The sequence below is a fragment of the Cellulomonas jepli genome (assembly GCF_047229345.1).
Taxonomy (GTDB): Bacteria; Actinomycetota; Actinomycetes; order Actinomycetales; family Cellulomonadaceae; genus Cellulomonas_A.
The window spans coordinates 1-16941 of the sequence record NZ_JBFTER010000054.1; the positions used below are offsets into that span (position 1 = coordinate 1).

At 76.1% G+C, this 16941-nt stretch carries 19 protein-coding genes and 1 riboswitch; of the genes, 11 read left to right on the forward strand and 8 right to left on the reverse strand.

From position 1 onward, the window contains the following. Positions 1 to 553, forward strand: a 553-nt coding sequence (locus tag AB6N24_RS13445) for a DUF427 domain-containing protein (protein ID WP_412869900.1), incomplete at its 5' end; no start/stop codon positions are given. A gap of 27 nt (positions 554 to 580) precedes the next feature. On the opposite strand, the gene AB6N24_RS13450 is transcribed toward AB6N24_RS13445, so the two are convergent. Together AB6N24_RS13450 and AB6N24_RS13455 are read right to left on the reverse strand one after the other, a co-directional pair. Next, positions 581 to 1123, reverse strand: coding sequence for a DUF4304 domain-containing protein (locus AB6N24_RS13450; RefSeq protein ID WP_412869901.1), 543 nt, complete (start codon positions 1121 to 1123; stop codon positions 581 to 583). Positions 1124 to 1227: 104 nt separating this feature from the next. Next, the gene (locus tag AB6N24_RS13455; protein WP_412869902.1) at positions 1228 to 1635 is read right to left on the reverse strand and encodes a PPOX class F420-dependent oxidoreductase; all 408 of its coding nucleotides are present in this window, start codon (positions 1633 to 1635) and stop codon (positions 1228 to 1230) included. Between the two features lie 204 nt (positions 1636 to 1839). Between AB6N24_RS13455 and AB6N24_RS13460 the strand changes: the two genes are divergently transcribed. The 3 genes from AB6N24_RS13460 (at position 1840) to AB6N24_RS13470 (ending at position 4849) form a co-directional block, all read left to right on the forward strand. Continuing rightward, complete coding sequence (locus tag AB6N24_RS13460; RefSeq protein WP_412869903.1) at positions 1840 to 2400, forward strand: hypothetical protein; 561 nt, start codon at positions 1840 to 1842, stop codon at positions 2398 to 2400. A 59-nt stretch (positions 2401 to 2459) separates the two neighbouring features. Beyond that, complete coding sequence (gene galE, locus AB6N24_RS13465; protein ID WP_412869904.1) at positions 2460 to 3461, forward strand: UDP-glucose 4-epimerase GalE; 1002 nt, start codon at positions 2460 to 2462, stop codon at positions 3459 to 3461. A gap of 131 nt (positions 3462 to 3592) precedes the next feature. Further along, positions 3593 to 4849, forward strand: coding sequence for a pyridoxal phosphate-dependent aminotransferase (locus AB6N24_RS13470; protein WP_412869905.1), 1257 nt, complete (start codon positions 3593 to 3595; stop codon positions 4847 to 4849). A gap of 22 nt (positions 4850 to 4871) precedes the next feature. Here the strand turns inward: AB6N24_RS13470 and AB6N24_RS13475 are convergent, their stop codons facing one another. From AB6N24_RS13475 to AB6N24_RS13490, 4 genes are all read right to left on the reverse strand, one after another. Then, positions 4872 to 5138 (reverse strand): hypothetical protein, encoded by a 267-nt coding sequence (locus tag AB6N24_RS13475; RefSeq protein ID WP_412869906.1) that lies wholly within the window; start codon positions 5136 to 5138, stop codon positions 4872 to 4874. Positions 5139 to 5340: 202 nt separating this feature from the next. Further along, the gene (locus AB6N24_RS13480; protein WP_412869907.1) at positions 5341 to 6519 is read right to left on the reverse strand and encodes a DUF6545 domain-containing protein; all 1179 of its coding nucleotides are present in this window, start codon (positions 6517 to 6519) and stop codon (positions 5341 to 5343) included. Then, a complete protein-coding gene (locus tag AB6N24_RS13485; protein WP_412869908.1) occupies positions 6512 to 7030 on the reverse strand; it encodes a hypothetical protein in 519 nt (172 codons plus the stop codon). The genes AB6N24_RS13480 and AB6N24_RS13485 overlap by 8 nt, the downstream gene beginning before the upstream one ends. Continuing rightward, on the reverse strand, positions 7005 to 7481 hold the full coding sequence (locus AB6N24_RS13490; RefSeq protein WP_412869909.1) for an XRE family transcriptional regulator: 477 nt from the start codon (positions 7479 to 7481) through the stop codon (positions 7005 to 7007). The genes AB6N24_RS13485 and AB6N24_RS13490 overlap by 26 nt, the downstream gene beginning before the upstream one ends. Before the next feature lie 131 nt (positions 7482 to 7612). Here AB6N24_RS13490 and AB6N24_RS13495 point away from each other — a divergent pair, with 131 nt between their 5' ends. Then, positions 7613 to 8161, forward strand: a complete 549-nt coding sequence (locus tag AB6N24_RS13495; protein ID WP_412869910.1) for a hypothetical protein — start codon at positions 7613 to 7615, stop codon at positions 8159 to 8161. 92 nt (positions 8162 to 8253) lie between these two features. On the opposite strand, the gene AB6N24_RS13500 is transcribed toward AB6N24_RS13495, so the two are convergent. Both AB6N24_RS13500 and AB6N24_RS13505 read right to left on the reverse strand, forming a co-directional pair. Then, positions 8254 to 8814, reverse strand: a complete 561-nt coding sequence (locus tag AB6N24_RS13500) for an MOSC domain-containing protein (RefSeq protein WP_412869911.1) — start codon at positions 8812 to 8814, stop codon at positions 8254 to 8256. After that, a complete protein-coding gene (locus tag AB6N24_RS13505; RefSeq protein WP_412869912.1) occupies positions 8811 to 9149 on the reverse strand; it encodes an antibiotic biosynthesis monooxygenase family protein in 339 nt (112 codons plus the stop codon). The genes AB6N24_RS13500 and AB6N24_RS13505 overlap by 4 nt, the downstream gene beginning before the upstream one ends. Before the next feature lie 191 nt (positions 9150 to 9340). On the opposite strand from AB6N24_RS13505, the gene AB6N24_RS13510 reads away from it, so the two are divergent. The 6 genes from AB6N24_RS13510 to gcvT all read left to right on the forward strand — a co-directional run bounded on the left by AB6N24_RS13510 (position 9341) and on the right by gcvT (position 16938). Next, positions 9341 to 10429 carry a lactate/malate family dehydrogenase gene (locus tag AB6N24_RS13510; protein ID WP_412869913.1) on the forward strand — a complete coding sequence of 363 codons (1089 nt, stop codon included), beginning with the start codon at positions 9341 to 9343 and terminating at the stop codon, positions 10427 to 10429. Between the two features lie 18 nt (positions 10430 to 10447). After that, positions 10448 to 10633 carry a Cys-every-fifth RiPP peptide CefA gene (locus AB6N24_RS13515; RefSeq protein ID WP_412869914.1) on the forward strand — a complete coding sequence of 62 codons (186 nt, stop codon included), beginning with the start codon at positions 10448 to 10450 and terminating at the stop codon, positions 10631 to 10633. Continuing rightward, positions 10603 to 11082, forward strand: coding sequence for an ACT domain-containing protein (locus AB6N24_RS13520; protein ID WP_412869928.1), 480 nt, complete (start codon positions 10603 to 10605; stop codon positions 11080 to 11082). The genes AB6N24_RS13515 and AB6N24_RS13520 overlap by 31 nt, the downstream gene beginning before the upstream one ends. 184 nt (positions 11083 to 11266) lie before the next feature. Then, a complete protein-coding gene (locus tag AB6N24_RS13525; protein ID WP_412869915.1) occupies positions 11267 to 12094 on the forward strand; it encodes a nitroreductase/quinone reductase family protein in 828 nt (275 codons plus the stop codon). A 230-nt stretch (positions 12095 to 12324) separates the two neighbouring features. After that, a riboswitch (glycine riboswitch) is annotated at positions 12325 to 12455 on the forward strand. Positions 12456 to 12590: 135 nt separating this feature from the next. Next, positions 12591 to 15746, forward strand: a complete 3156-nt coding sequence (gcvP, locus tag AB6N24_RS13530; RefSeq protein ID WP_412869916.1) for an aminomethyl-transferring glycine dehydrogenase — start codon at positions 12591 to 12593, stop codon at positions 15744 to 15746. 52 nt (positions 15747 to 15798) lie between these two features. Then, a complete protein-coding gene (gene gcvT, locus AB6N24_RS13535; RefSeq protein WP_412869917.1) occupies positions 15799 to 16938 on the forward strand; it encodes a glycine cleavage system aminomethyltransferase GcvT in 1140 nt (379 codons plus the stop codon). Positions 16939 to 16941 lie beyond the last annotated feature (3 nt).

Here is a 16941-nt window from a genome sequence, read left to right on the forward strand (position 1 = left end):
GAGCGTCCCCGGCGCCTGGCGCCCGCGCACGCCCCCGCCCGGCGGGCGCCCGGCGACCGCGCCGCAGCCCGGCCAGGAGTCGGTGTGGGACTACCCGCGCCCGCCGCGCGTCGAGCCGAGCGCCGAGCACGTCGTCGTCCTGCTCGGCGCGTCCGTGGTCGTCGACACCCGCCGCAGCCTGCGCGTGCTCGAGACCTCGCACCCGCCCGCGTACTACCTGCACCCCGACGACGTCGCGCCCGGCGCCCTGGTCCCCGTCCCCGGCGCGACGTCGTGGTGCGAGTTCAAGGGCCGCGCGACGTACTGGGACGTCGTCGGGCACGACGCCGCGGGGCGCGAGGTCCGCGCACGCCAGGCCGCGTGGGGCTACGCGTCTCCGAGCCGGGGGTACGAGCAGCTCGCCGGGTACGTCGCGCTGTACCCGGGGCGCATGACCCGCTGCACGGTCGACGACGAGGTCGTCGCGGCGCAGGAGGGCGACTTCTACGGCGGCTGGCGCACGAGCCGCGTCGTCGGGCCGTTCAAGGGGGCGGACGGCACGCGAGGCTGGTGACCGTCGGCCGCGCCGGCGGTCACTCCCTCACGCCTCGGGTGGCCACCGCAGGCCGCACAGCTCCGGCCAGGGGCACACCCGCGGCCGGTCGTCGGTCGGCGCCGCGGGCACGGGCGGAGGCGTCGTACCCGCCAGCCGCGCCGTGAGCTGGGGGAGGGCGAGCTCGCGCACGAGCGCGACGAGGTGCGCGCCCACGACGGGCACGTCGTCCGGCACGCGGACCGTCAACCAGTGGTCGTGCGGCTCGTCCACGAGGTACCCGATCCGCTCCTGCCAGCCCGTCGGGATCCACCGGGCGCTCGCGGTGGGGCGGGTGGGGACACGCCCCTCGGCGTGCGCCGCGTCCCAGTCGGCCGCGGGGAAGTACGCGAGGTTGACCGTGAGCAGCACGGCCGACCGGCTGCTGGCGACGGACCGCTGGATGCCGAGGAGCCCGTGGTCGCCGTCGGCATTGGTCAGGCGGAAGGCCTGGCCCGACCCGCGGAAGCCGGCCGCGCGCAGCGCAGGAGCCACCGAGGTGCGCAGCATCGCAGCGACGAGGGCGGGGGCGTCCGCTGCGTCGGTGTCCATGCGGAGGATGTCGGCGTGCGAGCCCGCCGGGTTGAGGTGGAGCGGCCTCCCCAGGCCGGTCCGGCCGGTCGAGCTCGCAGTCCCCGACGGCAACGAGCTCCGCCTCAGCCCTCCGCGGTGATCCGGACGATGACGCGCGGCTTCTGGCGCCGCGCCGCGAGGCGCTCGACGAGCATGAACGCCCGGTACTCGAGCCCGTAGCGGTCCTCGAACAGGTCCGAGCAGCGCGCGACCTCCGCGGGGTCCGTGACCAGCCGGGCGTCGCCCGGGACGGCCACGGCGTCGTCGGGCACCGAGCCGCTGCGGCTGCACGGGCGGAGCTCGACGCGGGTGGTGTGCCGCAGCCGCTTGACCTTGCCGCTCTCGTCGGGCGTCGTCACGAGCAGCTCGTCGCCCTCCCGGACGACCCAGACGGCTGTCGAGACGGGCTCGCCCGAGCGGCGGAACGTCGTGAGCGACACGAACCGCTCGTCGCCGAGCGCGGTGAAGGCGTGCGTGGGCAGGCTCGTCATGGTGGTCCTCGTCGTCGTCGCGGCAGGGGAGCGCACCGGTGGTCTCCACCCTCGGGGCCGAGCGGCCCAGGGTCCACCCTCACCGACCGCGGCCGTTTCCGACACCGGAGCGTCACACGGGACGCCCCGGCGGGGGCCCGGGCACTCCTAGGCTGTCCGCGAGAGCGCGGCGACGACCCGCGCGGAGCTGCTGGGAGGACGGCCATGACGGCGACGAACCCGCGGATCGCCCCCATCGAGCGCGCGACGCAGCGGACGTGGGACGACTGGCTGCGGTTCCTCGACTCCGTGGGGGCCGCGGACCTCGACCACGGGCGGATCGCGCAGCACGTGCACGACGAGCTGGCCCGTGCGGGGACCGAGAGCGCCGGCTGGTGGGCGCAGTCCGTCACGGTCGCCTACGAGCAGCACGTCGGCCGTCGCCTGCCCGGGCAGCAGCCCGACGGGACGTTCCAGGCGAGCGTCAGCCGCGCGACCCCCCTCGCGATGGCCGAGCTGATCGAGCGGTGGACGGCGTTCGCCGCCACCGACCCCCAGGTGGAGGGCCTCGCCGCCGGGGAGCCGCGGCTCAGCGGGACCGAGAAGCGCATGCACTGGCGCAGCAGGGCCGGCGACGGGTACGCCGTCGCGGTCGCGAGCGAGCCGAGGGCGGGCGGGACGGCGTCGCTCGTCGTGACGCTCACCGGGCTCCCGTCTCCCGAGGCGAGCTCCGAGGCGCGGGAGCGCTGGACCGCGGCCGTCACCCGGTTCCTCGGCACGGTCTGACCCGCGAGCACGACAGGACGTCCGCGCCGCACGAGGCGCGGAGCGATCGAGAGGGAGACATGGACATCCTCGTCACCGGCGGCGCCGGGTTCATCGGGAGCACGATCGCGTCGGCGGCGCTGGACGCCGGGCACCGGCCGATCGTCCTCGACAACCTCGTCACCGGCCGCCGTGAGTTCACCGCGGGGCGGACGTTCTACGAGGGTGACATCGCCGACCGGGCGCTCGTGCACCGCGTCTTCGACGAGAACCCGGACATCGCCGCCGTCGTGCACTGCGCGGCCCTCATCGTCGTGCCCGACTCCGTCGCGCACCCGATCGACTACTACCGCGCCAACGTCACGAAGACGATCGACCTCGTCGAGACGCTCGTCGAGCGCGGCTGCCACCGGCTGATCTTCAGCAGCTCCGCGTCGATGTACCGCCCGAGCGACGACTTCAGCGTCGACGAGTCCTCGCCGCTGGCCCCGACCAGCCCGTACGCCCGCACCAAGATGATGGTCGAGGGCGTGCTCGAGGACGTCGCCGCCGCGACCGACCTGCGCGTGCTGTCCCTGCGCTACTTCAACCCGATCGGCGCGGACCCGCAGCTGCGCACCGGCCTCCAGCTCGCCGCGCCGAGCCACGCGCTCGGCCAGCTCGTCGACCGGCACCGTGCCGGGCGGCCGTTCGCGCTGACCGGGGTCGACTACGGCACGCGCGACGGCTCCGGGATCCGGGACTACGTGCACGTGTGGGACCTCGCGCTCGCGCACGTCGCGGCGCTCGAGCGGTTCGACGACGCGCTCGCCGGGGACCGGCACGCGGTCGTCAACCTCGGCACCGGCATCGGCACGACCGTCAAGGAGCTCGTCGCCGCGTTCGAGGAGGTCACGGGCGACCGGGTCGAGGTCGTCGAGCACCCCCGCCGCCCGGGGGACTCCGCGGGCGCGTACACGCGCAGCGACCGGGCCCGTGAGGTGCTCGGCTGGGAGGCGCAGCGGTCGGTGCAGGAGGGGATCGCGGACTCCCTCGCGTGGATCGAGAAGCGCGGCACGGTGCTGCCGGACCTGGCGGTCTGACGGCGCGGGTGCGCACCGGGGTCTCCGCGGTCCGTCGGGGCGGGGTACGCGCCGGGGCCTGGGGGTCTGACGGCAGGGGGTGCGGGCGCCGCGCGCGGGTGCGCCGGCCGGGCAACCGCCAAGATGGGCGGATGAAGGTCTCGCGCCGCTCCCACGTCCCGCCGTTCGCCGTCATGGAGGTCCTCGCGGCCGCCAACGCCCGCCGCGCCGCGGGAGAGTCGGTGCTCAACCTGTGCGCGGGCGAGCCGTCGACGGGCGCGTCGGACGTCGTGCGCGACCGGGCGGTCGAGATCCTCACGTCCGGGAGCCTCGGGTACACCGAGGCGCTGGGTGCGCCGCCGCTGCGGGCCGCGATCGCGGGGCACTACGCGCGCTGGTACGGCGTCGACGTGGACCCGGCGCGCGTCGCGGTCACGACCGGGTCGTCGGGCGGGTTCATGCTCGCGTTCCTCGCGGCGTTCGACGTGGGCGACCGCGTCGCGCTGGCCCGCCCCGGCTACCCGGCGTACAAGAACATCCTCGCGTCGCTCGGCTGCGAGGTCGTCGAGCTCGCGTGCGGCCCCGAGACCCGCTACCAGCCGACGGTCGCGCAGCTCCAGGAGGCGTACTACGCGGGCGGGCTCGACGGCGTCGTCGTCGCGAGCCCCGCGAACCCGACCGGCACGATGATCGCGGCCGACGAGCTCGCTGCGCTCGCGGCCTGGTGCGCCGAGTTCGACGTGCGCCTCATCAGCGACGAGATCTACCACGGCATCACCTACGGCTCGGTGCCCGACGGCGGCGCCCCCGACCTCGGGAGCCCGCGCACCCCGGTGGCCGTCACCGGGGGAGTGGCCCCGGCCGAGACCGTGGGGTCCGCCGGCGCGGCGACCGCCGCCCAGTTCCTCGACCAGGGTGCCGTCGTCGTGAACTCGTTCTCGAAGTACTGGGCGATGACGGGCTGGCGCCTCGGGTGGCTGCTGCTGCCCGAGGACCTCGTGGCGCCGGTCGACGCCCTCGCGAGCAACGTCGCGCTGTGCCCGCCCGCGCTCGCGCAGCACGCCGGCGTCGCGGCGTTCTCACCCGAGGGCTACGCGGCCGCGCACGAGAACGTGGCGCGCTACGCGCAGTCGCGCACCCTGCTGCTCGACCGGCTGCCCGAGCTCGGCTGGGACCGGGTGGCACCGGCCGACGGCGCGTTCTACCTCTACGCCGACATCAGCGCGTCGGGGCTCGACTCGGTGACGTGGTGCGAGCGGCTGCTCGCCGAGGCGGGCGTCGCGCTCACCCCCGGCACCGACTTCGACGGCGTCGACGGGCGGGACTGGGTACGGCTGTCGTTCGCGTCGTCGGTCGACGTCGTCCGCGAGGCGGTCGACCGCGTCGTGGCGTGGCAGCGCACGCTCTGACGCCGAGACCTGTCGGTGCCCGTCAGCTGTCCGTGGTGCCCGCCGGGCGGGGGGTCGACGCGCGGACGTCGTGCGCGACCGCGAACGGCACACCCCCGGCCACCAGGTCGAGGAGGTCCGAGCCGTGCCGCACGAGCGGCCGGGAGTCCTCGACCGCGTCGGGCCGGGCGACCTCCTCGGGGGACAGGAGGCTCTCGGTCAGGTCGTGCGCCCGGTCGTCGCTCCGGTCCTCCGTGCGGTCCTCGACGCGTTCGTCGGTCGTGCTCTCGGTACCGGTGGCTCCCTGCATAGTGCCCTCCTGGGCTGGTCGCTCGGGTGGTGGCGACTGCTGTCGTGGTGGTGTCAGCAGCCGGTCGTGCGCGCGTACGTCCGGGTCGATCCTGACGGCGTCCGCGTCGCTGTGGGGCCTCGGTGCGGCGGGTGTGCCGTGCGTGCCCGGCACCGCAGCCTGGGGGTGGCTCCGCGGGGCACGGCGTGCGCTCCGTGGCTCGTCACGTGCGCTCCCCGGCGCCGTGCCGCCCGTCACCGGACGCCCGGGCCTGCGCCGCCACGGCGTCGCCGACGCCCTCGACGTCCTCGGCACCTGCGCCGGGGACGACCTGCGCCCGGACGGCCGCCGCCCGGGGCCACGCGCGCGCCAGCGTGTACAGCTCGCGCGTGCGTGCGGCGAACCCCGCCTCGGCCGGCCGCGGGCCCGTCGACTCCGGGGGCGCGACGTCCTGCCCGACCCGCCGGGACGCGAGCTGCAGCGCCGCGGCGGACGCGACCGGGTCGGTGTGGTCGTGCGCGGGCACGTACGGGGTGAGGACGCGCAGCGCGTCGCCGATCTCGACGACGAGCCGGACCTCGCGGATCCGTGCGTCGGCGGAGAACGTCGTCCGCAGGCGGCTCGGCGGGGCGTGGTCGAGGTGCGGTGCGTGGGCCCACAGGCCGGCCCACACCGGCCACAGCACCCACAGCCGCCGGCGGGTCGCGACGTCGGCGGCGACCGTGGCGGCGAAGCCCACGACGAGCCCGGCCGCGACGAGCAGGATCGCGGAGCTCAGCGCCGCCTGCTCCGCGGTCCCGAGCAGCCCGACGTCCGCCCCGGGCGAGACCACGAGGGCCCCGAGGTGCAGCGCCTTGAGCGCGGTGTACAGCACGCCGAGCACCTGCCCGGCCCCGAGCCCGACGAGCCGGACCCCGAGCACGCCGCGGGCGAGTCGGCCGTTGCGCAGCGCGACGCGGGCCCCGGCGGTCAGGGCGACGGCCAGCGTCGTGAGGAACGCGACCCAGTGCACGAGCCACGGGACCGACGACGCGTACACCGCGGCCCGGTCCTCCGCGGTCGCCGGCAGCGCGCCCCACGCGTCGACGAGCGGCGCCGCGAGCATGAGCCCGAGAACGACCCAGACCGCCCGCGGCACGGTGCGGCGCTCACCCGTGATCCGGTGCGTGAACGCCACGACCGCCACCGCGCTGACCACGACGAGCGCGTGCTCGACGGCCGCGAGCACGGTCGTGCGCCCGAGCGCCTCGCCGACCGCGTCGAGGTCGAGCGTCCGGCCCGCGGCGAGGGCGGCGACCGCCACGAGCAGCGACCGCGCCCCGGTGCCCCGGACCGCGCGCACGACCTCGACGACGGTCACGGCCCAGAGCACCACGACCCCGGCGGTGACGAGCTCATCCACGACGCAGCCTCCCGCTCAGCGCGCGCCGCAGCGCCTCCGCCTCCCGGTCGCCGAGGCGGTCCGCCTCGGTCGCGTCCCGCAGGGTCAGCAGGGACGCGAGGACCTCGGCCTCGCGCTCGGCGGCGACGCCGTAGTCGCTGCGTCGGTGCAGCGCACCGAGGACCGTGCCGGCGTCGAGGTCGGGCACCACGCGCGCGAGGACCTCGCGGAGCGCCTCGCCGGAGCACGCGGCCCCGGGGTGCCGCAGGATCATGTGGGCGAGCTCGTGGCGGACCGTGTGGTCCCGCAGCACGGGGTCGGCGTCCTCCGGGACGAGGACGAGGTCGAGGTGCTCGCTCTCCCACCACGCACCGCACGCGGCGTCCGCGAAGAAGGCAGCGGGTGCCGTCTCGACGAGCAGGGGCCGCTGCCGCTGCTCCGCGAGGTGCTGGACGAGGGCGTCGACGGTCGCGGGCCCGCGCAGGCCCAGCTCGTCGAGCGCCTCCTCAGCCCGGCGTCGGGCGCTGGTCATCTCTCGTCTCCCCCTGGGTCCTGCCGTGCACACCCTCCAGCTCGCGGACGCGCTCGACCATGAGCAGCAGGGCGTCGATGCTCTGCTGCGACAGGCCGGACGCGCGCAAGGCGACCGAGCGCACGCCCGCGTCCCGCATCGCGGCGACGAGCGCGAGCTGGCGCTCGATCTCGCCGGCCCGCTCGTCGTCGAAGAAGTAGGCGGGGTGCACGCCGAAGAACGAGGCGAGCGCCTCGAGGTGCCGCTTCGTCGGGTTGTCGCGCCGACCGGTGCGCAGCTGCCACACGTACGTCGCGGAGATCGACGGCCCCCCGGCGGTGCGGCTGATCGCCTGGGCGACCTCGTCGTGCGTGTACTCGCGGTCCGGCGACGGGCGCATCGTGGTGAAGAGCCGGTCGAGCTTGGCGGCGAGACCGCTGCCGCCCGTGGTTGGCTCGTCCTGCTCCGCCATGCCGCTCCGTCCTGGGAGGACCTGCTGAGATGAACCGGTCGAGTCGATCACATGAACTGCCGTGGAGCATCTCAGACCGGACATCCCGAGACAAGCACCCGTCGGCGCGCGCGGGTGATGACGGCCCCGACGTGCGGGCCGCACGCGCCCTGAGCCGGGTCCTCGGGCCCCTGCCCAGCACGGTGCTCGCAACCGTCGTCGCGGCGTGGGCCGGCGGGGCCGAGGGTCGGGGCCGGGCCGTCGCGCTGACCGTCGGGCTCTTCGCCGGGGCCACGCTCCTCGCGCTCGCGCTCGTGCGGCTCGTCGGCGGACCGGGCTCCGTGACGCGGCGGCGGGCGGTCCCCTGGGTGCTCGCCGCGGAGCTCGTCGCGCTCGCGGTCGGCGTCGCGCTCGGCCTGCCCGACGAGGTGGTCCGCGCGTTCGTCGCCTACTTCGCCACCGGGCTCGTCGCGCTCGCGGGTGCCCGGTGGGACGTCTCGGCGCACGGCCTCCTCGCGGGGACCCTCGTCGGGCTGCTGCTCGGGTGGTTCCCGGTGGTCGGCGTGGCCGGCGTCGCGGTGCTCGCGGCGCTCGTGTGGTCGCGGGTGCGACTGCGGCAGCACACCGTCGCGCAGGCGGTCGTCGGGGCCGTCGTCGGGGTGCTGCTCGGGTTCGTCGCGACGCTCGGCTCGGGCGGCTGACGCCGGCCATCGGCGCCGGGGCGCCCGGGTGTGGCGCGGCTACGGGGTCGACGACGGGAGGTCGGTGCGGCCCGTCGCGGCCACCGTCCCGGTCAGACCGGCACGAGCACCTCGTGGGCGCCGACCGGCACCTCGACGTCGATCCGGTCCCCGGCCCGGACGAGGCCCGACGCCAGGACGATGCTCATGACGCCGGCCTTGCGGACGAGGTTGCCGTCCGCGTCACGCCCGAGCACCGCGCGCATGAGACCGTCGGCGAACCCGTCGATCTGCGTGCACGGGTTCCGCAGGCCGGTGAGCTCGACGACCGCGTGGCGGCCCAGGTGCAGGCGCGTCCCGCGCGGCAGCGCGAGCAGCTCGACGCCCTGGGTCGTGACGTTCTCGCCCATCTCCCCGGGCCGGACGACGAACCCGCCGGTCGCGACCTCGTCGAACAGCTCGGCGTGGATCAGGTGGACCTGCCGCAGGTTGGGCGGCGGGTCGGGGCGGTGGCGGCGCGAGCGGTGCTGGACGGTCACGCCGCAGTGCGCGTCCCCCTCGACGCCCAGGCCCGCGACGAGCCGGATCTCCTCCTCGACGGGCTTGCTGAACGCGTGCCGCGGGCTGCGGCTGACCGAGAGGACGGAGGGCTGGACGAGCGCGTCGGTGCTCACGCGTCCCATCCTCCCCGGGGCGCGGCCGGGGCGCCAGGCTCGGCGGCGAGGACCGGCGCGAAGTGCTCGACCACCGGGAACGGGTCGTAGAACCGGTGCAGCAGCTCCCGCCAGCGTGCGTAGCCGGCCGAGCCGCGGAACCCCTCGGTGTGGTGCTCGACCGTCTCCCACCGCACGAGCAGCAGGTAGGTCCCCGGGCTCTCGACCCCGCGTGAGAGCGTGACGCGCCCGACGCCGGGCATCGCGCTGATGATCGGCAGCGCCTCGGCGAACGCCGCCTCGAACTCCGCGGCGCGGGCGGGGTCGACGGGCAGCAGGGCGTGCTCGAGGATCATCGGCCGATCGTGGCACGCGCTCCGCGTCCCGGGGGCGTCCCGGGCGGCGGAGCGAACCCCGGGTCGCGCGGCCTGCGGGGCACACGGCAGACCTGCGCCGGCCGTGCGTTCTGCCTACGCCGGAGGTCGCGCCGGAGGCCTCGCCCGCCGGACGCAACCTTCAGGACACGCACCGGACGTACGGTGCGGACATGGACGTGGCGGTGCTGGGAGCGACGGGTGACGTCGGACGACAGGTGTGCACGCAGCTCGTGGAGCGGCGGGTCCTGCCGACGTCGTCGCGGCTCCAGCTCGTCGGGCGCGCGGGCGGGTCGTCGGCGCGCGCGACGCACGGGCTGCGCGCCGACCTCGTCGACGCGTACGACGAGCACGCGCCGCTGATCGACGTCGCGCTCACGCCCGAGGACGTCGTCGCGGACGTCGTGGTCGTGTGCGCGGGCGTCACCGCGCCGCCGCGCGCCGGGGCGTCGACCGACCGCACGCGGCTCGCGGCCGAGAACCACGCGGTGTTCGACGCGTACGCCCGGGCGCTCGCCGCGCACGGGTCCGGCAACGAGGTCGTCGTCGTCGTGTCGAACCCCGTCGAGCTGGGGGTGGCCGTGATGGCTCGCACGCTCGGCCGGCACCGGGTGATCGGGATGGGCGCGTGGCTCGACACCCTGCGCTTCCGGCGCGAGATCGCGGTGTCGCTCGGGCTGCGCCGGCACCGGATCGGCGGGTTCGTCGCCGGCCAGCACGGCTCCGACCTCGTGCCGCTGTGGTCGACCGTGCGGGTCAGCGGGCTCGACCGGGCGGAGCGCCGGCGGGCGATCGACGGCCTGCGGCGCGGGCGGACCCTCGCGACGTTCGGCGCCGAGATCGCCGACGCGCAGACCGAGCTGCTCGCGCTCGCGGCCGAGGACATCGGGGCGGCGTTCGACCTGATCGACTCCTGGCCGCCGGACCTGCGCGCGGTCGCCCGGCCCTGGATGACGCACCAGAGCGGCGCCAAGACCGCGGCCGGCACGGCGAGCGCGACCGTCGACCTCGTCGACACGCTGCTCGACGGCCGGGAGATCGTCGTCGCCGGGCAGGTGCTGCTCGACGGCGAGGTCAGCGTGGGCGGCGCACCGCTCGACGGGGTGCTGGGCGTGCCCGTGGTCCTCGGCCCCGAGGGGTGGACGCGCGCGCTGCTCGACGAGCCCGCACCCGACGAGGCCGAGCTGCTCGTGCGGTGCCGCGACCGGATCGACGCGAGCCTCGCGCCGTGGGGGCTCGGGCGGACGGAGGTCGGGGCGTGAACGGGCACGGGACGGAGGGTGGCGTGGACGACGGCGGCGTGGCGCACGGACGGGTGCCGGACGGACGGGTGCCGGGCGGACGGGTGCCGGGCGGACGGGTGCCGGGCGGACGGGTGCCGGGCGGACGGGTGCCGGGCGGACGGGTGCCGGACCGACGCGTGCCGGACGGACGGGTGGGAGACGACGGCGACGTGCGGGACGTGACCGGCGAGCGGTGGGTCGCGCTCGTGCGCGGCGCCGACCGTCCGGGCACGCTCACTGCCCTGACCAGCGTCTTCTCGACGCGCGGCGTCAGCTTCGAGTCGCTCGCGACGGGCGCGGTCGACGGTGACGTCGGGGCGATCGCGGTGACGTTCCGCGCGACCGCCCGGCGTCAGCACCTCCTGGTCCGCACGGTCGAGCGGCTGTCCGTGGTCCGCTCGGTCGAGGTGCGCGCGGCCGAGGACCCGGCGGTGCGCGCGGCCGGCGTCGTCGTCATGCCGGACCACGTCCCCTTCACGCCGCCGCCGCACGCGGCCGTCCGGTGGTCGGGGGACACGTCGGCGGGGCAGCCGGTGCTCGTCGAGGGCTCGTTCGCGGACGTCGCGGAGGTCGTGCACGCGGCGCGGGCGCGCGGCGCGACGACGACGGCCCTGGTGATCCTCGGCGTCTGACCGGCGTCTGACCGGCGTCCGACCGGCGTCCGACCGGCGTCCGACCGGCGCTGCACGCCCGTCGCTCGGCGCCGGGCCACCGGCACCCGGCCGCCGCGCGCTCCCGGCCCCGGGGCAGCCGCGACCGTTGCCCGCGTCCGGCGCACCGGTCTAGCGTCGCTCGCGAGACCCCAGGGGAGCGACCGTGCCGAACGCGTACAACGACCGGATCGTCCACGAGTTCCGCGCGCGCCACGGCCGCGTCGCCGAGTACGAGGGCAGCCGGCTGCTGCTCCTCACGACCCGCGGCGCGCGCACCGGGCGCCCGCACACGACCCCGCTCGGCTACCTGCCCGACGGCGACCGCGTGCTCGTCATCGCGTCGTCCCTCGGGGCGCCGACCCACCCGGCGTGGTTCCACAACCTCGTCGCCGACCCGACCGTCACGGTCGAGGACGGCGTGTTCGCCTACGAGGCGCGCGCGGAGGTCCTGACCGGCGAGGAGCGCGACCGCCTGTACGCGCGCGCCGTCGAGGCGGACCCGGGGTGGGCCGAGTACCAGGCGCGCACGAGCCGGGTGATCCCGGTCGTCGCGCTGCACCGCGTCTCCGGCGGCCCACCGCAGGGCGCGTCGTGGGGTCAGGCGCTCGTGCTGCTGCACGACGCGTTCCGCCGCGAGCTCGCGCTGGTCCGGGACGAGGTGGCGCGCGGGGGGACCCGGCTCGGCGCGCAGCTGCGGGTCTCGTGCCTCACGGTGTGCTCCGGCCTGCACCGGCACCACGAGGGCGAGGACGCCGGGATGTTCCCGATGCTCGCGCGGGACCCCTCACTGACGCCGGTCCTGGACCGCCTGCGCGCCGAGCACGCCGTGATCAAGGACCTGCTCGACGAGCTCCAGGCGGTCGTGGGCGCGGACGTCGCGCACCGGGACGCGACGCTGCGGGAGGTCGACCGCCTCGTCGACGAGCTGGGCCGGCACCTCGCCTACGAGGAGGAGCAGCTCGTCCCGGTGCTCGACGCGGCCCGCGCCTGACGCGGGCCGGCCCCGGCGCGCGGTGCCGGGTCGGGCTCGTCGCCACCCGTCCCGCCGTGGCGCGCTGGACCACGAGGCCGAGCACGCCGCCGCCGGCCCGTGCGGGCGGTGCTCCGGGAGGCGGGCTCGGCGGCCGTGCGGGGGAGCGGGCGGCGGATCCCCCGGCGCGACCGCCGGACGCGCCCGGCGGCGGGTACGCTGGCGCAGCACGCCCAACTGAACACGCTGCTCGAACCGTGGCGGGAGAGTCCTCCCGCCGTCGGCCCGGCCCGCCCCACGAGGAGCCGAGCCGCCCGGGGAGGCGCCGAAGGAGCAAGCCCCTCCCCGGGAAACTCTCAGGCCCCCGTACCGCCACGGCGAGGCAACTCTGGAAAGCGGCCACCCGGCGACGGGCGGCCCACCGACGGTGCAAGCCGGCGCGCCCCGGGGTCCCGCTCACCGCGAGGCCCATGGCGGACCGGCAAAACTCTCAGGTCGCGTGCCCCCGGGCGCGCGGATGACAGAGCGGGGAGGCCACCCGTCCGTCCCGGTGCCCGCCGGACGACCCCCGGAGGCCCTCGTGACCGATCTCGACCAGACCGCCGTGACGCACCTCAGCGCCGACGAGCTGTCCCACCGCACCGACGCCGCGCGCGACTTCACCGACCGGCACGTGGGCCCGCGCACGTCGCAGCTCGCGACGATGCTCACCCAGCTCGGCTACGACTCGCTCGACGACCTCGTCGACGCCGCCGTGCCCGCGTCGATCCGCACGGACCGCCCGCTCGACCTCCCGGCCGCCCGCAGCGAGGCCGAGGTGCTCGCGGCGCTGCGCGCGATCGCCGCGAAGAACACCGTGATGACGCAGATGATCGGGCTCGGGTACTCCGACACGATCACGCCGCCGGTGATCCGCCGCAACGTGCTCGAGTCGCCCGCCTGGTACACCGCGTACACGCCGTACCAGCCGGAGATCTCGCAGGGCCGCCTCGAGGCGCTGCTCAACTTCCAGACCGTGATCGGTGACCTCACGGGGCTGCCGACGTCGAACGCGTCGCTGCTCGACGAGGCCACGGCCGTCGCGGAGGCGGTCGCGCTCATGCGGCGCTCGGTCAAGGGCCGGCCCGAGGGTGTCGTGGTGCTCGACGCCGAGTGCCTGCCGCAGACCGTCGCGGTCACGCGGGGCCGCGCCGAGGCGATCGGGCTGCCGGTCGTGGTCGCGGACCTGAGCGAGGGCCTGCCCGACGTGGGCCCCGGCGGGCTCGTGGGTGTCGTCGTCCAGGCGCCCGGCGTCTCGGGGGTCGTGCGCGACCTGCGCCCGCTGGTCGAGGCCGCGCACGCGGCGGGCGGGCTCGTCACGGTCGCCGCCGACCTGCTCGCGCTGACGATCCTCACGCCGCCCGGCGAGCTCGGCGCGGACATCGCGGTCGGCTCGGCGCAGCGCTTCGGCGTCCCGCTCTTCTACGGCGGGCCGCACGCCGCGTTCATGGCGGTGCGCTCGGGCCTCGAGCGGATGATCCCGGGCCGGCTCGTCGGGGTGTCGATCGACGCCGACGGCGCCCCGGCGTACCGCCTCGCGCTGCAGACGCGTGAGCAGCACATCCGCCGCGAGAAGGCGACGAGCAACATCTGCACGGCGCAGGCGCTGCTCGCGATCACGGCGTCGATGTACGCCGTCTACCACGGGCCCGACGGGCTGCGGGCGATCGCCGAGCGGGTGCACGCGCGGGCGGTCGCGCTCGCCGACGGGCTGCGGGCGCACGGGGTCGCGGTCGCCCACGAGGCGTTCTTCGACACCGTCCGGGCCGTCGTGCCGGGCCGGGCGCGGGCCGTCGTCGCCGCCGCGGCGGAGCGCGGGATCAACCTCTGGGCGCCCGACGAGGACCATGTCCAGGCGGCGTGCGACGAGACGACGACACCCGACCACGTCCGCGCGGTGCTCGCGGCGGTCGCCGAGGCGCTCGGGGCGTCCGCGGACTCCGAGCAGCGCCCGGACGAGGACGCCGCCGGCCCTGCGACCAGCACCGACGTGCCGCTCGCGTCCGGCGACCTCCCGGCGTGGGCGTTGCGCACGAGCGGCTACCTCACGCACCCCGTGTTTCACGTGAATCGTTCCGAGACGGCGATGATGCGCTACCTCCGCCGGCTCTCGGACAAGGACCTCGCGCTCGACCGCACGATGATCCCGCTGGGCTCGTGCACCATGAAGCTCAACGCGACGGTCGAGATGGAGGCCATGACCTGGCCCGAGTTCGCGTCGATCCACCCCTACGCGCCACGCGAGCAGGCCGCCGGGTACACCGAGCTCATCGAGAGCCTGTCGACGTGGCTCGCGGAGATCACCGGCTACGCCGCGGTCTCGGTCCAGCCCAACGCCGGGTCCCAGGGCGAGTTCGCCGGGCTGCTCGCGATCCGCGAGTACCACGCGGCGCACCGCAGCGAGGGAGACGCCGTGCGCGACATCTGCCTCATCCCCGCCTCGGCGCACGGCACCAACGCGGCCTCGGCGGCGCTCGCGGGGATGCGCGTCGTCGTCGTGGCGACCGCCGAGGACGGCTCGGTGGAGCTCGACGACCTGCGCGCCAAGCTCGCGCAGCACGGCCCGCAGGTCGCGGCGATCATGATCACGTACCCCTCGACGCACGGCGTCTACGAGGAGGACGTGCGCACGGTCTGCGACCTCGTCCACGAGGCTGGCGGCCAGGTGTACATCGACGGCGCGAACCTGAACGCGCTCGTCGGGCTCGCGCGGCCCGGGGAGTTCGGCGGCGACGTCTCGCACCTGAACCTGCACAAGACGTTCTGCATCCCGCACGGCGGCGGCGGCCCGGGCGTCGGGCCCATCGGCGTCGGCGCGCACCTCGTGCCGTTCCTGCCGGGCGACCCCGGCGCGGGGCACGGCTCGGACGCGCGGCCCGGCGGAGCGGCGGACGGCTCCGGCGTGACCGACGGGTCCGAGGCACCCTCGTCGGGCACCGCGCCCGCGTCCACGGCTGCCCTCGCCTCGGCCGGGCTGCCCGGCCCGGGCGCGGCCGCCCCGGTCTCCGCCGCCCCGTTCGGCTCGGCCGGCATCCTCTCGATCTCGTGGGCGTACGTCGCGCTCATGGGTGGTGAGGGTCTGCGCCGCGCGACCGAGACCGCGGTGCTCAGCGCGAACTACCTCGCGTCGCGCCTCGCCCCGCACTTCCCGGTGCTCTACACCGGGCCGAACGGGCTCGTCGCGCACGAGTGCATCCTCGACCTGCGCGCCATCACCAAGGACACGGGCGTCACGGCCGAGGACGTCGCGAAGCGGCTCATGGACTACGGCTTCCACGCGCCGACGCTGTCGTTCCCCGTCGCGGGCACGCTCATGGTGGAGCCGACCGAGTCGGAGGACCTCGCCGAGCTCGACCGGTTCGTCGACGCCATGGTGTCGATCCGCGGCGAGATCGACGCGGTCGGCGCCGGACGCTGGCCGCTCGCGGAGTCGCCGCTGCGGAACGCGCCGCACACCGCCGCGTCGGTCACCGCGGACGCCTGGGACAAGCCGTACGGGCGCGAGCTCGCGGCGTTCCCGCTCGCGAGCGTGCGCAGCGACAAGTACTGGCCGCCGGTGCGCCGCATCGACGGCGCGCACGGTGACCGCAACCTCGTCTGCACGTGCCCGCCGATCGAGGCGTACACCTCGTGACCGTCGTCGCCCGCCCGCCCCGCACCACCCTCGACCCGATCGGAGCCCGCCCGTGAGCGACGTCCTCTCCCCGCTGCACGACGAGCACGTCGCCCTCGGCGCCGCGCTGACCTCGTTCGCGGGGTGGCAGATGCCGCTGCGGTACACGAGCGACATCGCCGAGCACCAGGCGGTCCGCACCGCCGCGGGGCTGTTCGACCTCTCGCACATGGGTGAGCTCGAGATCTCCGGCACGGGGGCCGCCGCGGCGCTCGACCACGCGCTCGTCGGGGACCTCACGGCGCTCGCGCTGGGCCGGGCCCGCTACACGATGATCGTCCGCGAGGACGGCGGGGTGCTCGACGACCTCGTCGTCTACCGGCTCGCCCAGGACCGGTTCCTCGTCGTCGCGAACGCCTCGAACGTCGCGGTGGTGCGCGACGCGCTGACCGAGCGCCTCGCCGGGTTCGACGCGACGCTGCACGACGCCTCGCTGACCACCGCGCTGATCGCCGTCCAGGGCCCGCGCGCGGAGGAGATCGTCACGTCCGCGGCGGACCCCGTCGACGTCGACCCCATCCGGGAGCTCAAGTACTACGCGGCGGTCAACGCGACCGTCTCCGGGATCCCTGCGCTCGTCGCCCGCACCGGGTACACGGGCGAGGACGGCTTCGAGCTGTTCGTCCCGGCCGAGGCCGCGGCCGCGCTGTGGCGCGACCTGCTCGCCGCGGGGGAGCCCCTCGGGCTCGTGCCCGCGGGCCTGTCCGCGCGCGACAGCCTGCGCCTCGAGGCGGGGATGCCGCTCTACGGCAACGAGCTCGACACGACCACGACGCCGTACGAGGCGGGCCTCGGGCGCGTGGTGAAGCTCGACAAGACGGGGCCCGACGGCGAGCCGCTGCCGTTCGTCGGCCGCGCGGTCCTCGCGTCGCGCAAGGGCGCCCAGCCGGCCCGCGTGCTCGTCGGGCTGCGTGGGCTCGGGAAGCGGGCGGCGCGGCACGGGTACGACGTCGTGATGAGCACCGCGCCGGACGCCCCGGTGATCGGCCACGTGACGTCGGGGGCCCCGTCGCCGACGCTCGGCCACCCGATCGCGCTCGCGTACGTGACGCCCGAGATGTGCGGCGAGGGCCGCGAGCTCGCCGTCGACGTGCGTGGACGCCGCGAGCCGGTGGTCGTCGTGCCGGTTCCCTTCTACCGTCGTCCTCGCTGACCG

Coding starts and splice junctions, on each gene's coding strand:
- galE (WP_412869904.1), top strand. CDS start 2,460: ATGGACATCCTCGTCACCGGCGGCGCCGGGTTCATCGGGAGCACGATC.
- AB6N24_RS13450 (WP_412869901.1), bottom strand. CDS start 1,123: ATGGACACCGACGCAGCGGACGCCCCCGCCCTCGTCGCTGCGATGCTG.
- AB6N24_RS13460 (WP_412869903.1), top strand. CDS start 1,840: ATGACGGCGACGAACCCGCGGATCGCCCCCATCGAGCGCGCGACGCAG.
- AB6N24_RS13490 (WP_412869909.1), bottom strand. CDS start 7,481: ATGGCGGAGCAGGACGAGCCAACCACGGGCGGCAGCGGTCTCGCCGCC.
- AB6N24_RS13470 (WP_412869905.1), top strand. CDS start 3,593: ATGAAGGTCTCGCGCCGCTCCCACGTCCCGCCGTTCGCCGTCATGGAG.
- AB6N24_RS13505 (WP_412869912.1), bottom strand. CDS start 9,149: ATGATCCTCGAGCACGCCCTGCTGCCCGTCGACCCCGCCCGCGCCGCG.
- AB6N24_RS13455 (WP_412869902.1), bottom strand. CDS start 1,635: ATGACGAGCCTGCCCACGCACGCCTTCACCGCGCTCGGCGACGAGCGG.
- AB6N24_RS13485 (WP_412869908.1), bottom strand. CDS start 7,030: ATGACCAGCGCCCGACGCCGGGCTGAGGAGGCGCTCGACGAGCTGGGC.
- AB6N24_RS13510 (WP_412869913.1), top strand. CDS start 9,341: ATGGACGTGGCGGTGCTGGGAGCGACGGGTGACGTCGGACGACAGGTG.
- gcvP (WP_412869916.1), top strand. CDS start 12,591: ATGACAGAGCGGGGAGGCCACCCGTCCGTCCCGGTGCCCGCCGGACGA.
- AB6N24_RS13475 (WP_412869906.1), bottom strand. CDS start 5,138: ATGCAGGGAGCCACCGGTACCGAGAGCACGACCGACGAACGCGTCGAG.